Here is a 21,310-nt window from a genome sequence, read left to right on the forward strand (position 1 = left end):
GAGCGTTGTTGGCTATTAAAATTGAATTTAAGAACAATACTAATAAAAAAATCTTCGATTGTTACATTTTTGTTTCTATCAGTTATTTTGTTTTTTTATATCGGAATTTTGCAGGGTAAACCGGCTGTTTCTGATATCGATGCATTTATTGAAACGTCTTTTCAATGTGATACCAAATCAGAGGTTAACCTTAACGAGTTAGTGGTGTATTCATCGGGCAAAGTGTTGGCTGAGGATGTGGCTAAAACCTTATGCGATGATGACATCATAAGTAAACAATATGGCAAGGTAACCTCTTATTGGGGTTATAAAACCTCAGACACGATTGAGTTTTTAGGCAAAGGGATTGCTGATTTAATCCTTGCTAAAGAAAATTTAATTAACGCTTTTATGGCGGAGTCAACTTACAACTATCAAGCTGTTGTTGGATTTCCTGATTACACTGCCTATTTAATTTCGAGTAAAGAAAAACCTAGAATTGATAAGAGCTACTTTTTAGATAAACGCATTGGTTTACTTGATTACCCAACCAGTCGCTCAGGACATATTTTACCAAAGCAGCTATTTAAAAAATTAGATATCAACCTAGAAAACCTAGATATAACTTACGCTAGTTCCCATACTGAGTTAAGAGAGCTGCTTGCCAGTGGAAAGGTTGATTTAATTTCTTCTTATTGGCAAGACAGTGATCAGCAACGTTTTTCTAAAAATTATATTACGCCTATACGCGACAATATAAGTGGCAGTCGTTGGTATTTAAAAATGCAGGACGAAAACACCGACCTTTTATGTGCAGTTCAAGCGCAATTAACCCTTTTGGCACACAATCAGAATTCTCATTACTTTAATCATGTTGAGTCTTTTTGGGAATGTGACTCGACTCAGCAAACAATGAAAGTAGGGGATAGCAATGTTGCCAATTAGAATTAAGCTTATTTATGGCGCAATATTTTTAAGCTGCTGCTTGGTATTATTTGCTACCTTCATTACTGCAAAAGCTTATAAGACAACAACTAATGATGCACTGACTTTAGCAAAAGTTGAAAACCGTATTGCTCTTGATTTAAACCATTTAAATTTACCAGATGGTTTTTTGAAGCACTCCGGTAGTAGAGACATGGTACTCAATTATATCACGCGTCTTAATGCTCAGTTAGCAGACTCAGGCGTGATGGTTTACTCTATTGAAGGTATTTCGGAATATCCTGCTCGTGCTGATTTAATTACTAAGCAATTACATGCACCTCAAAAATCATTAACGGTTAGCTTTGTTATCGCATCTTCCTTATTAGATAAAAACGATATAGCTGTGTTCATTCTGGTCTGCTTATTTGCATCTACATTTACCTACTTATTATTTATCAGTGAACGAACCAAGATTCAAATAGCTAAAAACGAACCTGAAGTTGCAGTTCAGATAGAAGAAAAACCTAAATTGATAGTCGATCTTCAAAATAAAACCTTGGCTGCTAGTTGCGATGTCGATAAAACAGTGGCCCTTGCGAATAAACCATTGTGTTTTTATCTCGCTTTAGTTGAGTTTTGTATTGAGCAACCAGACGTAGTGCTTAATCAAAATAAAGATGTACCAGAAGAATTACTGACTTTAGCGAACAAGTATTTTTACCGGTTAGTTGAGCTTGGTCACACAATACGTAAACGACCAAACTTTACCAATAGCTTAGAAAAAACTTTAAGCGAAATTCGGGCAGCCCTTGATGAAGTTTGGCAAGACCAGCTTGAGATAAAAGAAACCTATTATCCGCCTAAAGCCCATGGTGAAGGTTCACGCTCTCGATTACATCATTACGGATTGAAGTCGATTGAGATCACCGATATTGAAGTCATAGGCAAATAATCTAGTTTTAAAGTAAAAAGGGAAGTCACTGACTTCCCTTTATCTATTTAGATATTGATGATTAGGTATCTAAAACTGCTTAGGAGTGTAATCAGCCGCTTTAACAGGGCTATTTTGCTCAAAGAAACGTTTTAATGCCTGTGCATCGGTATCATCTGTACTTACAAAGCCTTTTTTATTGGTAAGCGTAGGGTAGCCATCACCACCAGAGGCGTTGTAGCTATTAATACTCATTCGATATGTTTTAGTCATATCAAGTGGTTTACCAGCAATTTTAACATCAGATAAAGTGTCGTTATCGCGTTTGAAGCTTAGCTTATAGTATTGTAAGTAGGCACCTGAATCAGGTGGGAAAGAAGTAACAACCTGCAAGTAGTCATATAGCTCTTGGCCTGTCATATCAATATAGGTGATACGGTTTTTAAAAGGATGAACTTTTAAAATATCTTTATAACTGACATCGCCAGCTTGAATGCTATCACGAATACCGCCACCGCTTATCAAACCAAAATCAGCACCCACTGACTGCATTTGTGCAGCAATAATAACGCGTGCTAAGTTTACTTGCTCATAGCGTACTTTATTGCGGTCACCTTCAAGTTTTGCATCCACGTTACCTATTTTACCAGCAATTTGTGCTGCACCTTTTTTCTGATAAACCGCGAGCATGTCTTGTAAGTTTTTGTTTGGCTCGATGTACTCAGCCGCTAGCTGTTTATTGCCATTTTCATCATCGATATAAAGATTGACCGGAATAAGTGAGTAATTGAGCAGAGTTAATTCATCGTTTTCTAATTTGAATTCAGCTTTTCCCACATATTTACCCCACTCATGGGCTTGCATGATCCAAGTACCGTTTTGTTGATCAGGCTTACACGCTTTACCTGGCATAAAGCTTTCGTCAGCAACATTGGCTTCTTTCATACACACCGGCTCTTGTGAATGACCGCCGACAATAATATCTAGCATTCCTTTTGGTAAGTTACGCGCCATAGTCACATCACCGGGTGCATTAATACCAAAGTTAGCATCAACATAGTGACCCATGTGCGTTACAGCAATAGTGATATCAGGCTTGTACTGCTTTTCAATTTTTGGGGCTAACTTTGCAGTCACTTCTGTAGGGTCTTTAAATTCTAGGCCACCGATATACTGCGGGTTACCTATTTTTGCTGTATCTGTTGTGGTTAAACCAATGACAGCAATTTTGAGTCCGTTTTTTTCAAAGATTTTGTATGCTTGATAACGAGTTTCACCGGTCGTTTTATCTATAATATTGGCTGATAAAAAAGGGAAGTTAGACCATTTTTGCTGTTTATCGAGTACAGCCAGCGGGTTATCAAACTCATGGTTACCAATTGCCATGGCATCGTAACCAATTACAGACATACCTTTAAAATCCGGTTCTGCGTGTTGTAGATCTGATTCAGGAATACCTGTATTGATATCGCCACCAGACAGCAGTAAAACTGCATGTCCTTGTGCTTTAGCATCGGCTCTTAATTGATCAATTAAAGTCTTGCGAGCAGCCATACCATATTCACCATGTTCGTTATGCCAAAAACGACCGTGATTATCATTAGTATGGAGCAGAGTGAAATATTGGGCTGAATCTGTATTGTTAGAAGAGGAGCTACACGCGGTTAGGGTAACCAGTAGCGATGTTAGTAAAAAAAAACGCATAATTGTTTGCCTGAATAGAGCAGTAGGTTAATTATGCGCTTAGTTTAAACGACTTAAGTTTAAATTAAATGTCTTTTATAAACTTTTGTCGCTATTTTCTGTATTTAGTTGTCCTGTTGCGGCAAGTTGTCTTCGTTGTAGTTCTTGTTCTGCATAATGAGACTTAAGATGATTATTGCCGACCATCCAATTTAAAAAACTAGCGGGTAACTTACTATAAGGCTCACCTTGGTGTAGGCCAAAATCGCATATTGCGTTCTCTTCATTCGCCATGGTTCATTCCTGTGTGTTCATTGTTGTCGTGCAGATACTAACAAACTGAGCCTATTTGATAAGACGATTTTGATTTAATCTTTAAACTTTTTATAACCATAATGAATACACAGTGTAAATTAATGTAACTGAGATGTAATTGATTTGACGCGTTTTGTGTAACTGTTTTGTTTGCTATTTAAGCACCTGCCTATTTTGTTTAAGCTTCTTGCAGTTTTATAATAAAAATTATCAGGAAAGATAAACAATGAAAAAACATCTACTTGCAACAGCTTTATTGGCTAGCAGTTTTACAGCGAATGCAACTATTGTCGAAATGCAAACGGACCTGGGCAGCATTACGATTCATCTTTATGATCAACAGACACCTGTTACAGTTGAGAACTTTTTAAATTATGTTGCAGATGGTAGCTACGATGGCACCGTTATCCATCGTTCTGTTGATAACTTTATTTTACAAGGTGGGGGGTTTAAATTTGGTACTGACTTTGATGCGATAGACACCGCAGACGCTATTACTAATGAACCAGAGTTGTCTAATGTGAAAGGTACCATTGCAATGGCTAAGCTTGGTGGCAATGCTAACAGTGCAACCAGTCAGTGGTTTTTTAATTTAAAAGATAACAGCGCAAATCTTGACTTACAAAATGGTGGCTTTACCGTTTTTGGCGAGGTAACTGTCCAGAGTATGGCTGTGATAGAGCAAATCACAGAATTAGTACATTGTGGAGAGATCCCAGTAGTAAACTTAAATGAAGAGCAGTGCCCAGATACAACATCAGGTTTTAGTGGTGAAAACTTATTTTACATTAACAGTGTAACTGTGATTGACGATGACCCTAATTCATCTGCTTCTTTATCACCAAAAGAAAACACGCTGATTGATGAAGATGACGCTTCAGACAACGGCGGTAGTAGTTCAGGTGGTAGTCTTGCATGGATGCTATCTTTATTAGCCCTAGCAGGCTTTGCTCGTCGTAAATAATTCCAACCAACAAAGTTAATAAGGCGCTAAAAAGCGCCTTATTTCTTTGTATTGATGATTATTAAAAGATTCTAACTAAAATCAGCACCCACATTATTAGCATTATAAAGCTACTGACAACGAAACTATAATAGCGCGCCTTCAAGGTGTTTGAAGTTAAGTGTATTACGCTATGAATAATTCTTAATGCAACATAAACCCAAGCAAGGGCAACAAAAACAGTACCTACAGCATTGACTTGCAGAGCTGTTAAACAGGCAATATAAAACAGCACAGGCATTTCGAATTGATTGATAAAGTTACGATCTGCTACGCGAACATTATCCCCAGCTTTTTCAAGTTCCATTAATAAGAAGTCTTTCATCTCAATGGTTTTTTGCTTTGCCGCACGAAAACGGCGCTTACCCATAATGTACATCACAATAAATGTCAGTAACACCTGAGTGAACATTGCTACAATTAGCCACCTTTCCATAGCTCATCCTTTGTTATAGTTATTGCTATTAATCTTAACCGTAAGTACTGCATTTTCACAATGTGTTACAAAGTTTTGCTGTAACTTAACTGAAAAGCATTGAATTGCAGCGCTCGAAAACACATGATAAATAAAAATTTATTCAATTTCTAATGGATACAAAATAATGAAAAAAATAATGGGACTCAGTGCAATCGCTTTTGCAGTGTTAGCAGGTTGTTCTTCTACTTCTACCACAACGCCTCCTGCTGCTAATACTAACCTTATTCCAGACTCGTTAGTTATCAGCCCAAACGACACCCGTGAGTACAAAACATTAAAACTTGATAACGAAATTGATGTAATTTTAATTTCAGATCCAAGTGCTGAAAAATCAGCTGCTGCATTGAGTGTTGGTGTTGGTTTATTGCACGACCCTATGTCGCAACAAGGTATGGCGCACTATTTAGAGCATATGCTGTTCCTTGGTACGGACCGTTACCCAGACACCAAAGGTTACAGTGATTTTATGACTAAAAATGGCGGTGCTCATAACGCTTACACTTGGTTAGATATCACAAACTACATGTTCAAAGTGAACAATGATGCCTACGATGAAGCACTTGACCGTTTTGCGGATTTCTTTAAATCACCAAAGCTTTACCCTGAGTACACAGACAAAGAAAAAAATGCCGTAAATGCCGAATGGTCAATGCGCCGTGAGATGGACTTTTTTGGTCAATTCAAACTGGCACGTCAAATGATGGGCTCACATCCTGCTAACCGCTTCTTGATTGGTAACCTAGAAACACTAGGTGATAAAGAAGGCAGCAATCTTCATAAAGAAACCGTTGCTTTTTATAACAAGTACTATTCATCGAACATTATGAAAGTGGCGATGATTTCTAATCGTCCACTTGCTGAGATGGAAGCAAAAGCAAAACAGTACTTTGCTGATATTGAAAATAAAAATATCGAAAAGCCAACGGTGACTGATAAGTTAGATTTCTCTGAAGCTGGCGGTAAACGTGTTTATTACGCACCGAATGAAGACGTAAAACAACTGCAATTAGAATTCACTATTGCTGATAACAGTTCACAATTTGCAGTTAAACCAAACCGTTTTGTTTCTTACCTTTTAAGTAACGAAATGCAAGGCAGCCCAGCACAAATACTACGTGATAAAGGTTGGGTATCAGGTTTATCGTCTTCTGCTTCACCAACGCAATATGGGAACTACGGAAGCTTAACAGTTGATATTGAATTGACTGATGCCGGCATGCAAAACCGCGAAGAAATTGTTGCTATGGTTATGCAATATATTGCACTTATCAAAGAGCAGGGTGTTGATAGCAAATACTTTAATGAAATTCGTACATCGTTAAACAATTCGTTTCAATTCCTAGAAAAAGGGGATGAGTTTGGTTATGTAAGTAACTTAACTGATAGCATGCAAAAGTTCCCTGTGAACAACGCAATTAACGCACCTTATTATTATGCCAAGTTTGATGCAGATGCGGTGCAAAATGTCCTTTCGCAATTAAACGAAGATACTTTACGTATTTGGTATATTTCAAAACAAGAAGAGACAGATTCACAGCTGCATTTTTACGATGGTAAATATCGTATTGAAGATATCAGCGAGTCAGAAGTTGCAAGCTGGAATAAACCAAGTGAATACGCGTTAGCATTACCAACAGTAAACCGCTTATTACCTGAAAGCTTTGCAATTAAAACAGCTGAGTTTAAACAACAAGCGCACCCTGAACTCGTATTTGATCAGCAAGGCGTTAAAGTTTGGCGTCAAGCAAGTCAGCAGTTTGCTGAGCAGCCTAAAGGTCTTGTTGAAGTTTATATTAATACGCCAGATGCCCTTGTGAATGTAAAATCACAGGTTCTTTACTCAATTTGGGCTGATCTTTATAACTTACAACAAAGTAAATTAAGCACAGAAGCCGCTGTTGCAGGTATGAGTTTAGGGTTACAGCCAAGTAATGGCCTTGTGTTATCGCTTAGTGGTTTCACTGATAAACAAGATGTCCTTTTAGCTCAGGCGCTTGAAAATCTTACCTTAGAGGTGTCTGAAGAAGGTTTTGCCCAAGCAATCGATCGTTTTAAGCGTGATTTACTAAATCAGCAAAAACAGTTCCCGTTCTATCAAGCATTCGGTGAGTACTCTAAGCTTACTCGTAGTGGTAAATTTGATACCGAAACCTTGATTGCTGCGGCAGATGCGCTTACCTTAGCTGATTTTACGGCTATTAAGCAATCAACACTTGCTGCCAATGACTTACGCGTATTCACGTTTGGTAACTACAACCAAAATGATGTTGACGCTATTGCGAGTAAACTAACCGCTATTTTACCAAAAGGTCATAAAGCGACCGAGTTTGCTAGAAGTAAAGCCTGGTTGCCTCAGCCTGGTGAGCGTATCGTTTTACAAAAAGATATTGATGTAGCTGATGTAGCAATCATTGACATGGTTGTTCACCCAACCCCTGGCTATAAACAACAAGCACAGGCACAAATTTTACAAAGCCACTTTAGAACCGTAGCGTTTGATAAGTTACGTACTGAAGAGCAACTTGCTTATGCGGTTGGTGCGTTAGCGCGTCCAATCGAAGATTATTCTGCATTAGGTCTTTACATTCAAACACCGGTTAAAGGTCCTAAAGAGATGCAGGCGCGCTTTGATGAGTTTAAAAAGCAATACGCAGTTGAGCTTGATAACATGACAGAAGAAACATTTGCACAACTTAAAAATGCAACGCTTGTGTCTTTAAAAGAGCAACCTAAGAATTTAAGTGATGAAATGTCGCCACTTATTACAGACTGGTATCGTGAGAACTTTAAGTTTGACTCTAAAGAAAAGCTTATCGCTGAAGTTGAAAAAGTAACCTTGGCTGATCTGAAAGATTATTACAAGAAAACGATGCTCAATAGTGAAGCTGCGCGTTTAAACATTCAAATGCGTGGTAGTAAGTTTGCAGACAAGCCATTTGCAGATCTGAAAAGCCAAACAAAAGTTGAAAACTTAGAAAGTTTTTACAAAGGCATTAAATTCCAAAACTAATTTAATAGTTGATAAACAAAAGCCCAAGCTATTGCTTGGGCTTTTTGATTTATGCGATAAGCAAAAATCCTATAAATGCAGCCGTTGCAGCAAGTAAGGTATAAGGCAGTTGCGTGATAGCATGGCTGACTAAATCACACCCTGAGCCTTGTGCAGCAAGTACGGTGGAATCTGAATAGAAGCACGCTTGACTACCAAATGACGACGCCGATAACAAAGCACCAATCACTAAAGGAATATTGGCATCAATTGCGTAAGCCAGTGGCATTACAATAGGAATAGTTACTGCGAAAATCCCCCAGCTTGAACCCGTTGCAAAAGCAAGGACTGCCATTGCTAAAAACACCACGGCTGGTAAGTACTGTGCTGTCATATAAGGGCTCAAGGTATTTATGACATATTGCGGTAGCATTAATTGGTCACACACATCTTTAAATATAAATGCTGCAACCACAGTTCCTATAGCGGGTATCATGCTTTTAAAACCATCGAGCATACGCTCAACGAGTTCTGACAATGTCATCAACTTTTGTAACATATAAAAAGGCAAAACAACGGTAAAGGTTGCCAGCAGCCCTTTATAGACGTCAATGTCAAAGTAAACAGTAAACGTAACAAGTAAAACTATAGGTACTAAAAAGTTATAGAGTTTGCCGTTTGAAGCGGCTGTTTCAAAGTTTTCTTCTGCTGCTTTTACTGCGTATTCATCCGCTGTTTGAACATCTGTGTACTGGCTATTTGATATTTCGATTTGATTATTCATGGCACGTAGTTGTGCTTTTTTCATCGGACCAAAAGCAGGAATGACATTTAAGCTAACTAGTAATACCACAATGACTGCAAACCAAGCATATAACATGTAAGGTATTGCTTGGATATATACAGCAATACCTTGACCTTCTGGTGCAACATTATTATCAACTAACAAGCCACCAAAAAAAACGGCCCATGTAGAGAGTGGTACAAGCACACAAATAGGCGCAGCCGTTGAGTCAACAACATAAGCGAGCATTTCGCGGCTAATTTTAAACTTATCGGTGATACGCTTCATAGTTTCACCGACGGTTAATGCATTTAGGTAATCATCGATAAAAATAATTACACCTAGCACAAAGGTCATTACTAACGATGAACGCTGGCCTTTGGCAAATTTTAACGCTAATTCGGCGAATGCACTTGCACCCCCGGTTCTCACTAATAAAGCGATTAATGCACCAAATCCACCACAGACTAGAATTAGCCAGGCAATGGTTTCGTCTTGCATTACTTTTAATGAAATATCAGCAAAATTGGCTAACACAGCGGTCGGACCTAGCATGGCTAAACCAAATAAAGCACCAATCAGTAAAGATAAAATAGGGCGGCGTAAAAATACGGCCAAAACCACCACCAATACTGGCGGCAGTAAACTTAACGCAGAAGGTTCTTGCATTATAATTTTCACACAGTTAAGCAATCGAGATTGCTTAGAGAAATCAAAAGTCTATTGACTCAATTAACTGCTTTACGCGAACACACTTTTATGGACCCTTTAGGGAAAGTGCCTGCGTTGGCTGGCGCCAGACAGTATAGAGGGTATACTGCTTTTGTTTTGCCCAAAACATCGCAAGAAAAATAATCCTGAATATTAATTTAGTCAATAACAATTTTAATTGCGATGATAATTATTTTACACTCATCTATAACGTCACTTTTTATTAATTGAGCAAAGGGATTATGGCATTTTCAGATACTTACAGACTCAGTAGCCATGCGGTTATCACCAACAACCAAGGTCAGGTGTTATTACTAAAAGCTGATTACGGTCAAAAAAGTTGGGGGCTACCTGGCGGCGCTTTAGATAAAGGTGAAACCATTCATCAAGCGTTACTTCGCGAATGCCAAGAAGAACTTAATTGTGATGTAGATATCGCTTATTTAAGTGGCGTTTATTATCACACAGCGTTTAACTCTCATGCGTTTATTTTTCGTGCTCATATAGCTGAGGACGCTGAGATAATGTTGAGTAATGAGCACACAGAGTATGGCTATTTCGATATTGACGAGTTATCTAAAGTACAAAAAGAGCGTGTTCTTGATTGCCTTAATTTTACCAATGATGTCGTGAGTAAGGTGTTTTAATAAATGTTAGATATATATTTGCACGCTGGGCAGCCTGATGATGCCGCGTTTATCGTTGAGCTTTTAAACCAAGCAACATTTTTAGAGCACATAGGTAATAAAAACATTAATACGCCCGCACAAGCAGAGCATTATATTCAACAAACGTTTATAAATAGCCACCAGCAATTTGGCTTTGGCAGTTATATTGTTTGTTTAGCTGATGATACACCGGTTGGAATGGTGGGGCTCTTTCAGCGCGATGCGTTAGCTATCCCCGATTTAGGATTTGCCTTGTTAGCTAAATATGAAGGCAAGGGTATTATTACATCTGCTGCTAGGTTATTGATGGCCAAAAAACACGTATTAGAGCTTGGTGTACTTGCAGCAATAACCTCACCAACAAATATTGGCTCACAAAAGGTGTTACAGAAACTTGGCTTTGAGTTCATAGGCGATGTCATCATTAACGATGACAATCAGCCTCTAAAACTCTTTTTAAAGAGTAAGCTCTGATACTTCGTTTGCAACTTGTTTGTTTACCTTTAACCATGTTGACTCAAGTGTCGCGACAAGCCCTTCGTAATCACTTGCTTGTAATGGTGTGAGCTCATTGAAGTAATTAACCGCTTTTAACTTTCGGCCCGACTCAGGGTTTGTATAGTACAAACGCCAAAGCCCTGCAATGTTGGCATTGCCTTGCTCATCGCCATTAAAGTGATGTAGCTCATATTCTAATTCATAATAGCTTTGTTGATCTAAATCGGTGATCACCGGTAAACCTTTTATTACCATCCAATTATCAAGGTCAGTGTGAAGCTGTTGATGGGCACTGGCGGTTAACATTAAATCCGGTGATTCACTCCATAAATGGTAGTTAGCAGCATTGACTCGGTTGTTGTCGAGTACCATAGCAATACCGCGATTATTAAGCGCACCACGTAATTGTACTGTCTTGATCCTTAGCTGAGCTTGCGTATTTTCAGCTAACCGCTGCATATTCACAATTGGCTGCGAGAATTGATAATACTCAATAGTTGAGAATGACGTCTGACTGCAGGCCGAAAGTAACAGCACTGCTGCGATTGAAACACAGCGTTTATAGTTCATTATTGTTTCCTCGGCGTTGGATCTGCGGGTAGTTCTTTATCAAATATCAACATATTAGGTTGCTGGTTCAAGCCACGTGTAAGTGGTTGTAGCTCTTCACTTAAACGTTTAAATTCGGACAAGGTGGTTTGTAACTGCTGATGGAAAGCCGAACCCTGTTCGTAACTTGCCATGGTTTTTTCAAATTGTTTCATGGTTTTATCGAACTGTTGCATGCTTTTAGTCATTTCAGCAAAGTTGCGATTTATATCACCGGGTAAATCTTGGGTATCTTGTTTATTGATCAATTCTCGCATGTCATGAGCAAGTTCTTGGTACTCAGAAAAGGTAGTTTGCATTTGTGCCAAGCTGTCTTCTATCTTAAGGTTGTTCACTTTATTTAACACATCGGATACTTGGTCAGCTATGACCGTAATACCACTCGATACACTTGGGAATACGGTATAATCGGCTATAGTCTTTAATTCGGCAGGTTCCGCGTTATCATAAATGTCTAAGTCAACGTATACGGCGCCGGTAAGTAAGTTACCTGGCTTTAAAGAGGCTCTAAGGCCATTTTTAATCCAGCTATCTAAGCTTGAATGCCAAAACTCGCGTGCAGCTGTACTGTCGTGGTAAAGACGACCATATTCAATTTTAATAAGGGCAGGTACTGCGGTATTGTCAGTTCTAAAGTGTGCAGGCTTGCCGTCGATCATGACACTTGCTGGTGCTTCAACCACACTACCAATACGCATACCACGGTATTCAACAGGTGCCCCAGCTCTTAACCCACGAATTGATTGCTCAAAATCGATTAAGTAATAATCAAAGTCATAAAAGCGCTCTTCTAACGCGGCTTTATAACTATTACTTAATGAAAAACTGTGTCCATTAGTGGCGACTTCACCAGGAGATTGCTGCTCAGGTATACCTACAGAAATTCCACCTTTGAGTAACTTACTTAATGAACCTGTATTTACATTAATTCCATCAGCTGATAGGTCTATTTCGATACCTGAGTTCACCCAAAATATAGAATTTAAGGTAATTAAATTTTGATAAGGCTCATTAATGAAAATGCCATATTTCATGGCCTGATTTTTCCAGTCAAAGGTTGCAGTTTCTATTTGGCCAATTTTGTAATCTTTGAAATAAATACCCGTACTTACATCAAGTACTTCAGCGTTATAGCTAAGCAGTGTGAAACGACCACCTTTAACATCATTGCCAATTAATGCGGGTTCATCCTGAAGTTCAAACTTATCCGCTAGCTTCTTGCTTTCACCCGGTGCAAATTCTAAGTATACGCCTGAGAGCAGAGTGCTCATTCCAGTAATACCTGTATCATCAATTCGTGGTTTAACGACCCAAATTTTTGCATCGTCAGTTAATAGGTCATCATAGTGTTTATCGATTTGAGCTCTTGCAATTACACTATTTTGCTGATCTGACAGACGTACATGATTAATTTGGCCGATTTTTACACTACGTACTTTTATTTCAGTTTTGCCAGCAACGATGCCTTCCGCATGAGGCATTTTTATAAAGATAGTGGTGCCTTTATTTGCCTGATACTGGTATAACATCCATGCGCCTATTAGTAGGGCTATTAACGGAATTATCCAAATAGCCGAAATATTTGGCGCTGATTTTATTTTAGCGTTTTCGCTCATGCCAGAGTCTCTTGTTTTACTTTCTTTAAATTAGTAGGGCTGTCCCACAGTAAGCGTGGATCAAATGCATGGGCTGCCAACATTTGGCAAATTACCATAGTGGTAAAAAATATTGTGCCGATGCCTGGTGTCACAGACATTAAATTTCCTAGTTGTACTAAGGCTACTAGAATCGCGACAACAAATACATCAATCATTGACCATTTACCTATAAATTCAGTTAATTGGTAGATACGTGTATAGCCTTTTGTTTGTCTATTTGCAGGCTTCATCACCATATAGCATAAAAAACTTAAGATTAGCGCTTTGGCAAGGGGAACAACCACACTGGCCAAAAATATGATCATGGCTATTGGATAAGAACCACTATTCCACAAAATCATCACACCACCAATAATCGTAGAGGGCATTTCATCACCGAGGCTGGTGGTATACATAATTGGGTAGACGTTGGCTGGGATGTAGGAAGCGACAGATGTGATCAACCAAGCAAACGCTTTTTGTACACTATAAGGATTGCGGGTAAAGGTTTTTGTGTCACATCGCGAGCAAATTTCAGTATTACATAATTGGCCACAAACATGACAAGCACGCAGTCCTTGATCGATAGCTCGTGTGTTTGCAATTGTTTGATCTATATATGCGGGCTCTCCTAATTGCTTCCAAAGATAGTGTTTATTTAACTTCGCCATGGTTGCTACATATAGAACCACAAATGCCACATAGGACCAAAAGCTTACACCAAATTCAATGTCTGCCATTGACATTATTTTGACCATGCTGACCATCACCCCGATTAAGAAAATCTCGGACATGATCCAAGGCTCTAAAGCAAAGGTGGTTTTTAACAATCTTTTGCCCCACAAATAAGGTAGTACTTTTAATACACCTAAATGTAGCGGAATAATCAATAGTAATAACAACATAGGCAAGCCTATGATGCTTATGTCAATAAATAGACCCAAAAAATCGTTATCGTAATTGAATAAAATACGCGCAGCATCAGGAAGCGTAATGGTTTGTGTAATACCGCTACTCGTAAAAGATAAAAAAGGATAAAACATACTGCTTAAAAGCATGACTATTGCGCTTAAGCTCAATGCGACCACTGTACTGTCTTGGCAGGCTTGTGATGTTGATAACTTAGTATTGCAATGTGGGCAAAGCGCTACTTGTTTTGCATTTAAATGTGGGATCTCAACGACCAGATCACAACTAGGGCAGGCTGTTTGCAAACTTAGGGTCTCATAAACAAGAACTTAGTTAAGTTTGCACCAAATACTGCATAAATACAAATGCAGCATTGTTTAATATAAGCTAATATTTGTACAAAGCGATTACGCTTTTTAATACATTTAATTCATTATGGTGATTAGTGAAGCAATTATTTACCCTTTTAATGTTGTTTATTAGTGTTAAAGGTGAGTGTTTATCTGAGCCAAATATACAACAACCTATTGTTGTTGCTGCAAGCGCCTCTTTACCTCCTTATGTTATCGAAGATACCAATAGCGGTATTCAACTTGAAATTTTAAAAGCAGCTTTTAAGTCACAAGGCATCTCTAATATTCATATTCATTACATGTCTAATAAACGTGCAGAGCAACAGCTTATGCAGGGAGAGGTTGATATTGCATTAAACTTTCCTCCAGTTCTCACTCCACATGTTTATAAAAGTGATGAACTACTGCGCTATCAAAATGTCGCGGTCAGCCTTGCTAATAGAGATTTAAAAATTAGCACTATCTATGATTTAGCAGGTAAAAGTGTACTTGCCTTTCAGAACGCAACTAATTTTATTGAAGCACCTTTTAAATCGGTTACCAATATTTTACGCTCTTACGAAGAAGTGGTTAACCAAGAAGCGCAAGTTGACCACCTTATGAAGGGCTGGGTTGACGTTATTATTCTAGAGCGCCGGGTGTTTTTATATTATTTAGAAAAATATAAACAAAGCGCTGAGGTAAAACCTTTTATTGTGCATGCAATCTTTAAAGAAGCACCAAGACCTGCGTTTTTTTACAGTAAAACGTTAAAAAACACGTTTAATTTGGGTCTTGGTGAGATCATAGAATCAGGCGAATACCAAGCAATTATTCGCCTTGATGGTACTGAGTACGCGCAGCTTTCAGAGCCAGAGTTACGCGAATAACGCAACAGTTTGGCGGCTCAATGCAATTAGCTTACCGTCTTCACTCCAAATACAGCCATCTTCAAGACCATAGCCATCTTTACTATGATGGGTAACAGCCTCGTAGCCAATCCAAGCATCATGGGCAATTGCAGGTTCTTCTACAAATTCTATGTACCATGACATACTACTTGCTGGTGCAGGTTGCTTGTACATTTGTAATAGAGTCGGTGGCCATGCATCTGTTAGGGCTATGATATGGGCTTCAGTCATTTGCTCTGGTACATGTTTGAATTTCATCCAACCACCTAAATGTGAGGTGTCTGCTCCAGAGAAAGGCATATTGCCGTCTTGCAAACACAGTGCAACGTGCTGGAAAAATGCCGGCATCACGCCTTCTTTATAAGGTAGGGTAAAACGTTCATCAACGGGTTTTAGCTGCATGGTTTTAGTGACATCTACTTGTACACTTGATTGACGCTCAGCCCCAAAACAGGCTTGTGTAATAACACAAACATCGCCATTTTGAATCACTTTTGCCAGTACCTGCGCACTGTTTTTTCCTTCACGTAAGACTTCAACGTCGATTGAAAAATCATTGTCAGCGATTAACGGGCCAACAAAGTTAGTACTTAAAGATAATAAACGGCGAGAGTTATCGATATGCTGCCGTATAGCTTGATATAATAAAGCTGCAGATAAACCACCAAATGCAGTGCGGCCTTGGCACCAGTTTTCTGGAAACTGCATTACTTTTGTTTTGTCTTTACCAAGTTCAGCTGCCATGGCGAGTAATTGATCAAAATGCATAATTTTCCTTAACGTTTATTGTTATGGTTTAGGTTATAGCACAGCCAAAGTCATCAGACCAGTTTGTTTATTCCGCAATAGGCGTACAAATACAGTGCTTTTTGAGGAAAAAACATGCATTTCAAAAAAAATTTCAAAAAAAAGTAAAATTTTTCATTTTTATAGTTGAATTCAGTTTCCTGCATCCCTATTTACTAGTCATCGAACGTATTAACGAATTTTGAAGTTGGAGAAGATTCATGGGTAGAATAATTGGAATCGATTTAGGTACTACTAACTCTTGTGTAGCAGTACTAGACGGTGATAAAGCACGCGTTATCGAAAACGCGGAAGGCGATCGCACAACACCTTCGATCATTGCATACACGCAAGACGGTGAAACATTAGTTGGTCAACCTGCAAAACGCCAAGCAGTAACTAACCCAACTAACACATTATTTGCAATCAAGCGTTTAATTGGTCGTCGTTTTGAAGACGAAGAAGTACAACGTGATATCGGTATCATGCCTTTTAAAATTGTAAAAGCTGATAACGGTGATGCATGGGTTGAAGCGCGTGGCGAGAAACGTGCTGCACCACAAATTTCAGCAGAAGTGCTGAAAAAAATGAAGAAAACAGCAGAAGACTTCCTAGGTGAAGCGGTTACTGAAGCAGTAATTACAGTACCTGCATACTTCAATGACTCACAACGTCAAGCGACTAAAGATGCTGGTCGTATTGCTGGTCTTGAAGTTAAACGTATCATCAATGAGCCAACTGCCGCTGCACTTGCATACGGCATGGACAAAAATAAAGGTGAAAACGTTGTTGCAGTATACGACTTAGGTGGTGGTACTTTCGATATCTCTATCATCGAAATCGACGAAGTTGAAGGCGAGCACACGTTTGAAGTGTTAGCAACTAACGGTGACACTCACTTAGGTGGTGAAGATTTCGATAACCGTGTTATCAACTACTTAGTTGAAGAGTTTAAGAAAGATCAAGGTATCGACCTTAAAAACGACCCGCTTGCAATGCAACGAGTTAAAGAAGCTGCTGAAAAAGCGAAAATTGAACTTTCTTCTGCACAACAAACAGAAGTTAACTTACCGTACGTGACTGCTGACGCAACAGGTCCTAAGCACATGAACGTGAAAGTTACTCGTGCAAAACTTGAGTCACTTGTTGAAGACTTAGTAACTAAGTCAATTGAGCCACTTAAGCGTGCACTAGCTGATGCTGATTTATCAGTAAGCGACGTAAATGACATCATCCTTGTTGGTGGTCAAACACGTATGCCTCTAGTTCAAAAAACAGTTGCAGAGTTCTTTGGTAAAGAGCCACGTAAAGATGTTAACCCTGATGAAGCAGTTGCAGTAGGTGCAGCGATTCAAGGTGGTGTATTAGCTGGTGACGTTAAAGACGTACTTCTACTTGACGTATCTCCGTTATCACTAGGTATCGAGACTATGGGTCAAGTAATGACTGCGCTAATCGAGAAAAATACGACGATTCCTACTAAGAAATCACAAGTTTTCTCAACAGCTGAAGACAACCAATCAGCGGTAACGATTCACGTATTACAAGGTGAGCGTAAGCGTGCAAGCGATAACAAATCACTAGGTCAATTTAACCTAGAAGGTATTCGCCCAGCACAACGTGGTACGCCACAAATCGAAGTAACATTCGACGTAGATGCGGACGGTATCTTACATGTATCTGCTAAAGATAAAGATACAGGTAAAGAGCAGAAGATCACAATCCAAGCTTCTTCAGGTCTAAGCGACGATGAAGTAGAAAAAATGGTTCGTGATGCTGAAGCGCACGCTGAAGAAGATAAGAAATTCGAAGAGCTAGTAGCAACTCGTAACCAAGCTGATGCAATGGTTCACGGTACACGCAAGCAAATCGAAGAAGCGGGTGATGCATTACCTGCAGAAGATAAAGAAGCAATCGAAGCTGCGCTTACTAAGCTAGAAGCGGCGATTAAAGGTGATAACAAAGAAGAGATTGAAGCGAAAACTCAAGCTCTTGCTGAGAAGTCACAAAAGCTAATGGAAATTGCACAAGCTAAAGCACAGCAACAACAAGGTGGTGCGGATGCAGGTGCACAACAATCTTCTGCAAAACAAGACGACGATGTTGTTGATGCAGAGTTCGAAGAAGTGAAAGACGACAAGTAATTGCTTGTTTCGCTTCTGCCTAACGCATTAATGGCTGCTTTGTTTAGCCAATTAAGTTAGGATGAAATGATTGAGGCGCGCCAGCGATTTCGCTTGACGCGCCTTTTGCATGTATATAAACGGTAAAGTCGTTCGACTTACCTTACGCAGTGTAACTGCAGTAAAAAGAGTAGTGTGATAGATATGTCAAAAAGCGATTATTATGAAGTTCTCGGCGTGAGCAAAGATGCCAGCGAACGAGACATAAAAAAAGCGTATAAGCGCTTAGCGATGAAATATCATCCAGACCGTACCGCAGGCGATAAAGAACTTGAGTCTAAATTCAAGGAAGTAAAAGAAGCCTACGAAGTACTAACTGATGACCAAAAACGTCAGATGTATGATCAATATGGTCACGCAGCCTTTGAACAAGGTGGTGGCGGTCATGGCGGTGGCTTCGGCGGCGGTCATGGTGATTTTGGTGATATTTTCGGTGATGTGTTTGGAGATATCTTTGGTGGTGGCGGTGGTCGTCGTCAATCGCGTCAACAACGTGGTTCGGACTTACGTTACAACATGGATTTAAGCCTTGAAGAGGCCGTTCGTGGTAAAGATGTCGAAATTAAAGTACCAACTTGGGTTAGCTGTAAGCCATGTGATGGTAGCGGTGCAAAAGCGGGTTCTAAACCAAAAACATGTACTACCTGTCATGGTGCTGGTCAAGTACAAATGCGCCAAGGTTTCTTCGCGGTTCAGCAAACTTGTCCTACGTGTCAGGGCACAGGTCAAATTATTTCTGATCCATGTGACAGCTGTCATGGTCAAGGTCGCGTAGAAAAAACTAAGACCTTATCAGTGAAGATCCCAGCGGGTGTTGATACAGGTGACCGTATTCGTCTATCAGGCGAAGGTGAAGCGGGCATGCATGGTGCACCAGCAGGTGATTTATACGTTCAGGTTTCTGTTCGTGAACACCCGATTTTCCAACGTGATGGTAATAATCTGTATTGTGAAGTTCCAATTAGCTTTACGACAGCAGCACTGGGTGGCGAAATTGAAGTGCCGACACTGGATGGTCGTGCAAAACTGAAGATCCCATCAGAAAGCCAAACGGGCAAGATGTTCCGTATGCGTGGTAAAGGTGTTAAGTCTGTACGTAGTGGCGCTCAAGGTGACTTGATCTGTAAAGTGGTTATTGAAACGCCAGTGAATCTAAATGACCGTCAACGTGAATTGCTTGAAGAGCTTGAGCAAAGCATGGGTAAAGATGGCTCTAAAAACCGTCCAAAAGAAAAAGGTTTCTTTGATGGTGTGAAGAAATTCTTCGATGACCTAACTAAGTAACTTCTAGTTAAGTAACTTGAGTTCGAGAATAAAAAGGCGCTGATAAGCGCCTTTTTATGCCTTAATGATCTAAGAATAGGTAGTTTTGCCAACTTTTCATTCTGATCAATACTTTACGCATCACTGATACGTGTTCGAAGTGTTCTGAATAAACTGCAACTTCTGTGCTTGTTCCTTGTGGCAGGTGATATTCACTCATGTCATCGGTGATTTTTAAGGTGACAATTGCGCGCCCTTGACGAGCAAAAAACTCAGTGCCCATCAGTATGCCTTGTGCTTGCACTTGCCCTTCGCCAATCGCAGGTAATACATCGATTACTTCGCCTGCAAAGGTTTTGCCCGGAATAGCTTTAAAAATAAAATCTGCTTTGTAGCCAGACTCGAGTCTTAATAGTGAATTTTGTCTAAATGCAGCGACGTAAACGGCATCTTCTTTGTGCACAAAGGTCATTACTGGGCGTAATGGCATTGGTACTGCAATCATCCCAGGGCGTAATGTTAGTTGTGTTACATAGCCATCAGTAGGTGCATAAACGCTTGTGCTGTCTAAGTTAAATTGAGCTTGCTCTAAATTAGCGCGAGCTGCGGCAATTTTAGTTTGCTCACCGTTTATTTCAGACTCAAATGCTAGTTTCTGGCGTAACTCTTCGGCTTGTGCTGCTTCGTAGCTTGCCTTTGCTGCTAAATATACACCTAATTTATTATCAACTTGGCCTTTTGAGTAAGCACCGCTTTTTGCGCCTTTTTCATAACGTTCGTATTCTTTCTTGCTACGATCATATTCAGCTTTAGCCATTAGGGCACTGGCTTGTGCTGATTTATAGCTCGCTTCTAAACCGAGCACTGACTGTTTTGCATCTTGTAAAGCTGCAATAGCTTGATTTAGCTTGGCTCGATATAAGGTATCGTCTATGCGAAACAATAAGTCACCTTTTTTAACCGGCTGATTTGGCTTTACTGCAACCTCTTCAACGGTACCACGTACATTTGGCACAATGGGTGTTGTGACATAGGCACTGCTGGCCATATTTGAATGTGGATGATTATAGTTCATTAATAGGATTAAAGCGCCTATCAGTACCACACCACCGAGTACCGCGGTGGGTACTGTCCATTTATTAAGTGGGATTTTAAACACTTTAAAGATACCAATGCACAATGCGGTATAAGTGAGAATTAATAACAAATCCATAGTCTAGTTCTCTTTATTATTCGATTGAGCATTTATTTGTGCTTGTAGTGCTGCAACCGTGGCTGTCAGGCTAGCTACTTTCTCAGCTAAGTCTTCCTGTTCCTTTTGAATTTGGTTAAACCCCCAGCCACGGTCATCACGCCATAATGTCGCCCAAACCCATAAAAATGGCCACAGCACATGTAGGGTAAACAGGCTAACCCAGCCTGCATAATGGATGGCATCTTGGTGAGGGTGATTACGTTTTTTGGCAATTTCGTAGGGAATATCGTGAATGGCAATAACACCATAAAATATTACTACCGTTACAAACACTAGCATGACCAGTGCAAAGTAGTCTAAAAACATCTATCTTCCTTTGTTAAATTAATACCCCCGAATTCAGATAATAAGTGCACCACTCATGGTTAAACGGTGAGAAGAGATCAACTGCCTGTTGGTGGTACTCTGTAATCGCCAAAAAACAAGAGTAGATACCATGAGTTACAAGCAGTTGATCGA

General features: G+C 39.6%; 20 protein-coding genes. 9 read left to right on the forward strand and 11 right to left on the reverse strand.

Annotation, left to right across the window (positions count from 1 at the left end; translation table 11 throughout):
* Window positions 1-21 precede the first annotated feature (21 nt).
* Both L1272_RS13500 and L1272_RS13505 read left to right on the forward strand, forming a co-directional pair.
* Complete coding sequence (locus L1272_RS13500; protein ID WP_187490391.1) at window positions 22-924, forward strand: hypothetical protein; 903 nt, start codon at window positions 22-24, stop codon at window positions 922-924.
* Complete coding sequence (locus tag L1272_RS13505) at window positions 911-1,858, forward strand: hypothetical protein (RefSeq protein WP_166340978.1); 948 nt, start codon at window positions 911-913, stop codon at window positions 1,856-1,858. Before L1272_RS13500 ends, L1272_RS13505 begins: the two co-directional genes overlap by 14 nt.
* A gap of 69 nt (window positions 1,859-1,927) precedes the next feature.
* On the opposite strand, the gene ushA is transcribed toward L1272_RS13505, so the two are convergent.
* From ushA to L1272_RS23275, 3 genes are all read right to left on the reverse strand, one after another.
* Entirely contained in the window at window positions 1,928-3,541 is a 1,614-nt protein-coding gene (gene ushA / locus L1272_RS13510; RefSeq protein ID WP_054552198.1) for a bifunctional UDP-sugar hydrolase/5'-nucleotidase UshA, read from the reverse strand.
* Between the two features lie 75 nt (window positions 3,542-3,616).
* Window positions 3,617-3,814, reverse strand: coding sequence for a hypothetical protein (locus tag L1272_RS13515; protein ID WP_054552199.1), 198 nt, complete (start codon window positions 3,812-3,814; stop codon window positions 3,617-3,619).
* Between the two features lie 231 nt (window positions 3,815-4,045).
* Window positions 4,046-4,153, reverse strand: coding sequence for an AgrD family cyclic lactone autoinducer peptide (locus L1272_RS23275; RefSeq protein ID WP_365995968.1), 108 nt, complete (start codon window positions 4,151-4,153; stop codon window positions 4,046-4,048).
* On the opposite strand from L1272_RS23275, the gene L1272_RS13520 reads away from it, so the two are divergent.
* Complete coding sequence (locus L1272_RS13520; protein WP_366035299.1) at window positions 4,122-4,799, forward strand: peptidylprolyl isomerase; 678 nt, start codon at window positions 4,122-4,124, stop codon at window positions 4,797-4,799. The two genes, L1272_RS23275 and L1272_RS13520, sit on opposite strands and share 32 nt — an antisense overlap.
* 61 nt (window positions 4,800-4,860) lie before the next feature.
* Here the strand turns inward: L1272_RS13520 and L1272_RS13525 are convergent, their stop codons facing one another.
* Window positions 4,861-5,274, reverse strand: coding sequence for an MAPEG family protein (locus L1272_RS13525; protein ID WP_235373651.1), 414 nt, complete (start codon window positions 5,272-5,274; stop codon window positions 4,861-4,863).
* A gap of 166 nt (window positions 5,275-5,440) precedes the next feature.
* Here L1272_RS13525 and L1272_RS13530 point away from each other — a divergent pair, with 166 nt between their 5' ends.
* Window positions 5,441-8,326 (forward strand): insulinase family protein, encoded by a 2,886-nt coding sequence (locus tag L1272_RS13530; protein WP_138599798.1) that lies wholly within the window; start codon window positions 5,441-5,443, stop codon window positions 8,324-8,326.
* Between the two features lie 49 nt (window positions 8,327-8,375).
* Here the strand turns inward: L1272_RS13530 and L1272_RS13535 are convergent, their stop codons facing one another.
* The gene (locus tag L1272_RS13535) at window positions 8,376-9,758 is read right to left on the reverse strand and encodes a Na+/H+ antiporter NhaC family protein (protein WP_138599797.1); all 1,383 of its coding nucleotides are present in this window, start codon (window positions 9,756-9,758) and stop codon (window positions 8,376-8,378) included.
* Between the two features lie 284 nt (window positions 9,759-10,042).
* Here L1272_RS13535 and L1272_RS13540 point away from each other — a divergent pair, with 284 nt between their 5' ends.
* Both L1272_RS13540 and L1272_RS13545 read left to right on the forward strand, forming a co-directional pair.
* Window positions 10,043-10,447: an NUDIX hydrolase gene (locus tag L1272_RS13540; protein ID WP_138599796.1), complete on the forward strand. Its 405-nt coding sequence runs from the start codon at window positions 10,043-10,045 to the stop codon at window positions 10,445-10,447.
* A 3-nt stretch (window positions 10,448-10,450) separates the two neighbouring features.
* Window positions 10,451-10,942, forward strand: coding sequence for a GNAT family N-acetyltransferase (locus L1272_RS13545; RefSeq protein ID WP_235373652.1), 492 nt, complete (start codon window positions 10,451-10,453; stop codon window positions 10,940-10,942).
* Here L1272_RS13545 and L1272_RS13550 read toward each other — a convergent pair.
* The 3 genes from L1272_RS13550 to L1272_RS13560 are packed head-to-tail and all read right to left on the reverse strand — an operon-like array spanning window position 10,925 to window position 14,426.
* On the reverse strand, window positions 10,925-11,536 hold the full coding sequence (locus tag L1272_RS13550; RefSeq protein WP_235373653.1) for a PqiC family protein: 612 nt from the start codon (window positions 11,534-11,536) through the stop codon (window positions 10,925-10,927). The genes L1272_RS13545 and L1272_RS13550 overlap by 18 nt on opposite strands.
* Window positions 11,536-13,191, reverse strand: a complete 1,656-nt coding sequence (gene pqiB, locus L1272_RS13555) for an intermembrane transport protein PqiB (RefSeq protein WP_054552207.1) — start codon at window positions 13,189-13,191, stop codon at window positions 11,536-11,538. The genes L1272_RS13550 and pqiB overlap by 1 nt, the downstream gene beginning before the upstream one ends.
* On the reverse strand, window positions 13,188-14,426 hold the full coding sequence (locus L1272_RS13560) for a PqiA/YebS family transporter subunit (protein WP_235373654.1): 1,239 nt from the start codon (window positions 14,424-14,426) through the stop codon (window positions 13,188-13,190). Before L1272_RS13560 ends, pqiB begins: the two co-directional genes overlap by 4 nt.
* A 140-nt stretch (window positions 14,427-14,566) precedes the next feature.
* Here L1272_RS13560 and L1272_RS13565 point away from each other — a divergent pair, with 140 nt between their 5' ends.
* Entirely contained in the window at window positions 14,567-15,343 is a 777-nt protein-coding gene (locus L1272_RS13565; protein WP_235373655.1) for a substrate-binding periplasmic protein, read from the forward strand.
* Here L1272_RS13565 and L1272_RS13570 read toward each other — a convergent pair.
* A complete protein-coding gene (locus tag L1272_RS13570) occupies window positions 15,332-16,132 on the reverse strand; it encodes a thioesterase family protein (RefSeq protein WP_235373656.1) in 801 nt (266 codons plus the stop codon). The two genes, L1272_RS13565 and L1272_RS13570, sit on opposite strands and share 12 nt — an antisense overlap.
* A 239-nt stretch (window positions 16,133-16,371) precedes the next feature.
* On the opposite strand from L1272_RS13570, the gene dnaK reads away from it, so the two are divergent.
* Window positions 16,372-18,294: a molecular chaperone DnaK gene (dnaK, locus tag L1272_RS13575; RefSeq protein WP_235373657.1), complete on the forward strand. Its 1,923-nt coding sequence runs from the start codon at window positions 16,372-16,374 to the stop codon at window positions 18,292-18,294.
* A 183-nt stretch (window positions 18,295-18,477) separates the two neighbouring features.
* On the forward strand, window positions 18,478-19,617 hold the full coding sequence (gene dnaJ / locus L1272_RS13580; protein WP_138599789.1) for a molecular chaperone DnaJ: 1,140 nt from the start codon (window positions 18,478-18,480) through the stop codon (window positions 19,615-19,617).
* 61 nt (window positions 19,618-19,678) lie between these two features.
* Here dnaJ and L1272_RS13585 read toward each other — a convergent pair whose 3' ends face one another.
* Window positions 19,679-20,809: an HlyD family secretion protein gene (locus tag L1272_RS13585; protein WP_235373658.1), complete on the reverse strand. Its 1,131-nt coding sequence runs from the start codon at window positions 20,807-20,809 to the stop codon at window positions 19,679-19,681.
* Window positions 20,810-20,812: 3 nt separating this feature from the next.
* On the reverse strand, window positions 20,813-21,157 hold the full coding sequence (locus L1272_RS13590) for a DUF3302 domain-containing protein (RefSeq protein ID WP_199529827.1): 345 nt from the start codon (window positions 21,155-21,157) through the stop codon (window positions 20,813-20,815).
* Between the last annotated feature and the right edge of the window lie 153 nt (window positions 21,158-21,310).

The organism is Pseudoalteromonas sp. PAST1, from assembly GCF_021532515.1.
In the GTDB taxonomy this organism is placed as follows: domain Bacteria; phylum Pseudomonadota; class Gammaproteobacteria; order Enterobacterales; family Alteromonadaceae; genus Pseudoalteromonas; species Pseudoalteromonas simplex.

What these genes read in the sequence shown, in the direction of transcription:
- L1272_RS13585 (WP_235373658.1), bottom strand. Translation starts at nt 20,809, where the DNA reads ATGGATTTGTTATTAATTCTCACTTATACCGCATTGTGCATTGGTATC.
- L1272_RS13550 (WP_235373653.1), bottom strand. Translation starts at nt 11,536, where the DNA reads ATGAACTATAAACGCTGTGTTTCAATCGCAGCAGTGCTGTTACTTTCG.
- pqiB (WP_054552207.1), bottom strand. Translation starts at nt 13,191, where the DNA reads ATGAGCGAAAACGCTAAAATAAAATCAGCGCCAAATATTTCGGCTATT.
- L1272_RS13540 (WP_138599796.1), top strand. Translation starts at nt 10,043, where the DNA reads ATGGCATTTTCAGATACTTACAGACTCAGTAGCCATGCGGTTATCACC.
- L1272_RS23275 (WP_365995968.1), bottom strand. Translation starts at nt 4,153, where the DNA reads ATGCTGCCCAGGTCCGTTTGCATTTCGACAATAGTTGCATTCGCTGTA.
- dnaK (WP_235373657.1), top strand. Translation starts at nt 16,372, where the DNA reads ATGGGTAGAATAATTGGAATCGATTTAGGTACTACTAACTCTTGTGTA.
- L1272_RS13535 (WP_138599797.1), bottom strand. Translation starts at nt 9,758, where the DNA reads ATGCAAGAACCTTCTGCGTTAAGTTTACTGCCGCCAGTATTGGTGGTG.
- L1272_RS13530 (WP_138599798.1), top strand. Translation starts at nt 5,441, where the DNA reads ATGAAAAAAATAATGGGACTCAGTGCAATCGCTTTTGCAGTGTTAGCA.
- L1272_RS13525 (WP_235373651.1), bottom strand. Translation starts at nt 5,274, where the DNA reads ATGGAAAGGTGGCTAATTGTAGCAATGTTCACTCAGGTGTTACTGACA.
- L1272_RS13515 (WP_054552199.1), bottom strand. Translation starts at nt 3,814, where the DNA reads ATGGCGAATGAAGAGAACGCAATATGCGATTTTGGCCTACACCAAGGT.
- L1272_RS13545 (WP_235373652.1), top strand. Translation starts at nt 10,451, where the DNA reads ATGTTAGATATATATTTGCACGCTGGGCAGCCTGATGATGCCGCGTTT.
- L1272_RS13570 (WP_235373656.1), bottom strand. Translation starts at nt 16,132, where the DNA reads ATGCATTTTGATCAATTACTCGCCATGGCAGCTGAACTTGGTAAAGAC.
- dnaJ (WP_138599789.1), top strand. Translation starts at nt 18,478, where the DNA reads ATGTCAAAAAGCGATTATTATGAAGTTCTCGGCGTGAGCAAAGATGCC.
- L1272_RS13590 (WP_199529827.1), bottom strand. Translation starts at nt 21,157, where the DNA reads ATGTTTTTAGACTACTTTGCACTGGTCATGCTAGTGTTTGTAACGGTA.
- ushA (WP_054552198.1), bottom strand. Translation starts at nt 3,541, where the DNA reads ATGCGTTTTTTTTTACTAACATCGCTACTGGTTACCCTAACCGCGTGT.
- L1272_RS13505 (WP_166340978.1), top strand. Translation starts at nt 911, where the DNA reads ATGTTGCCAATTAGAATTAAGCTTATTTATGGCGCAATATTTTTAAGC.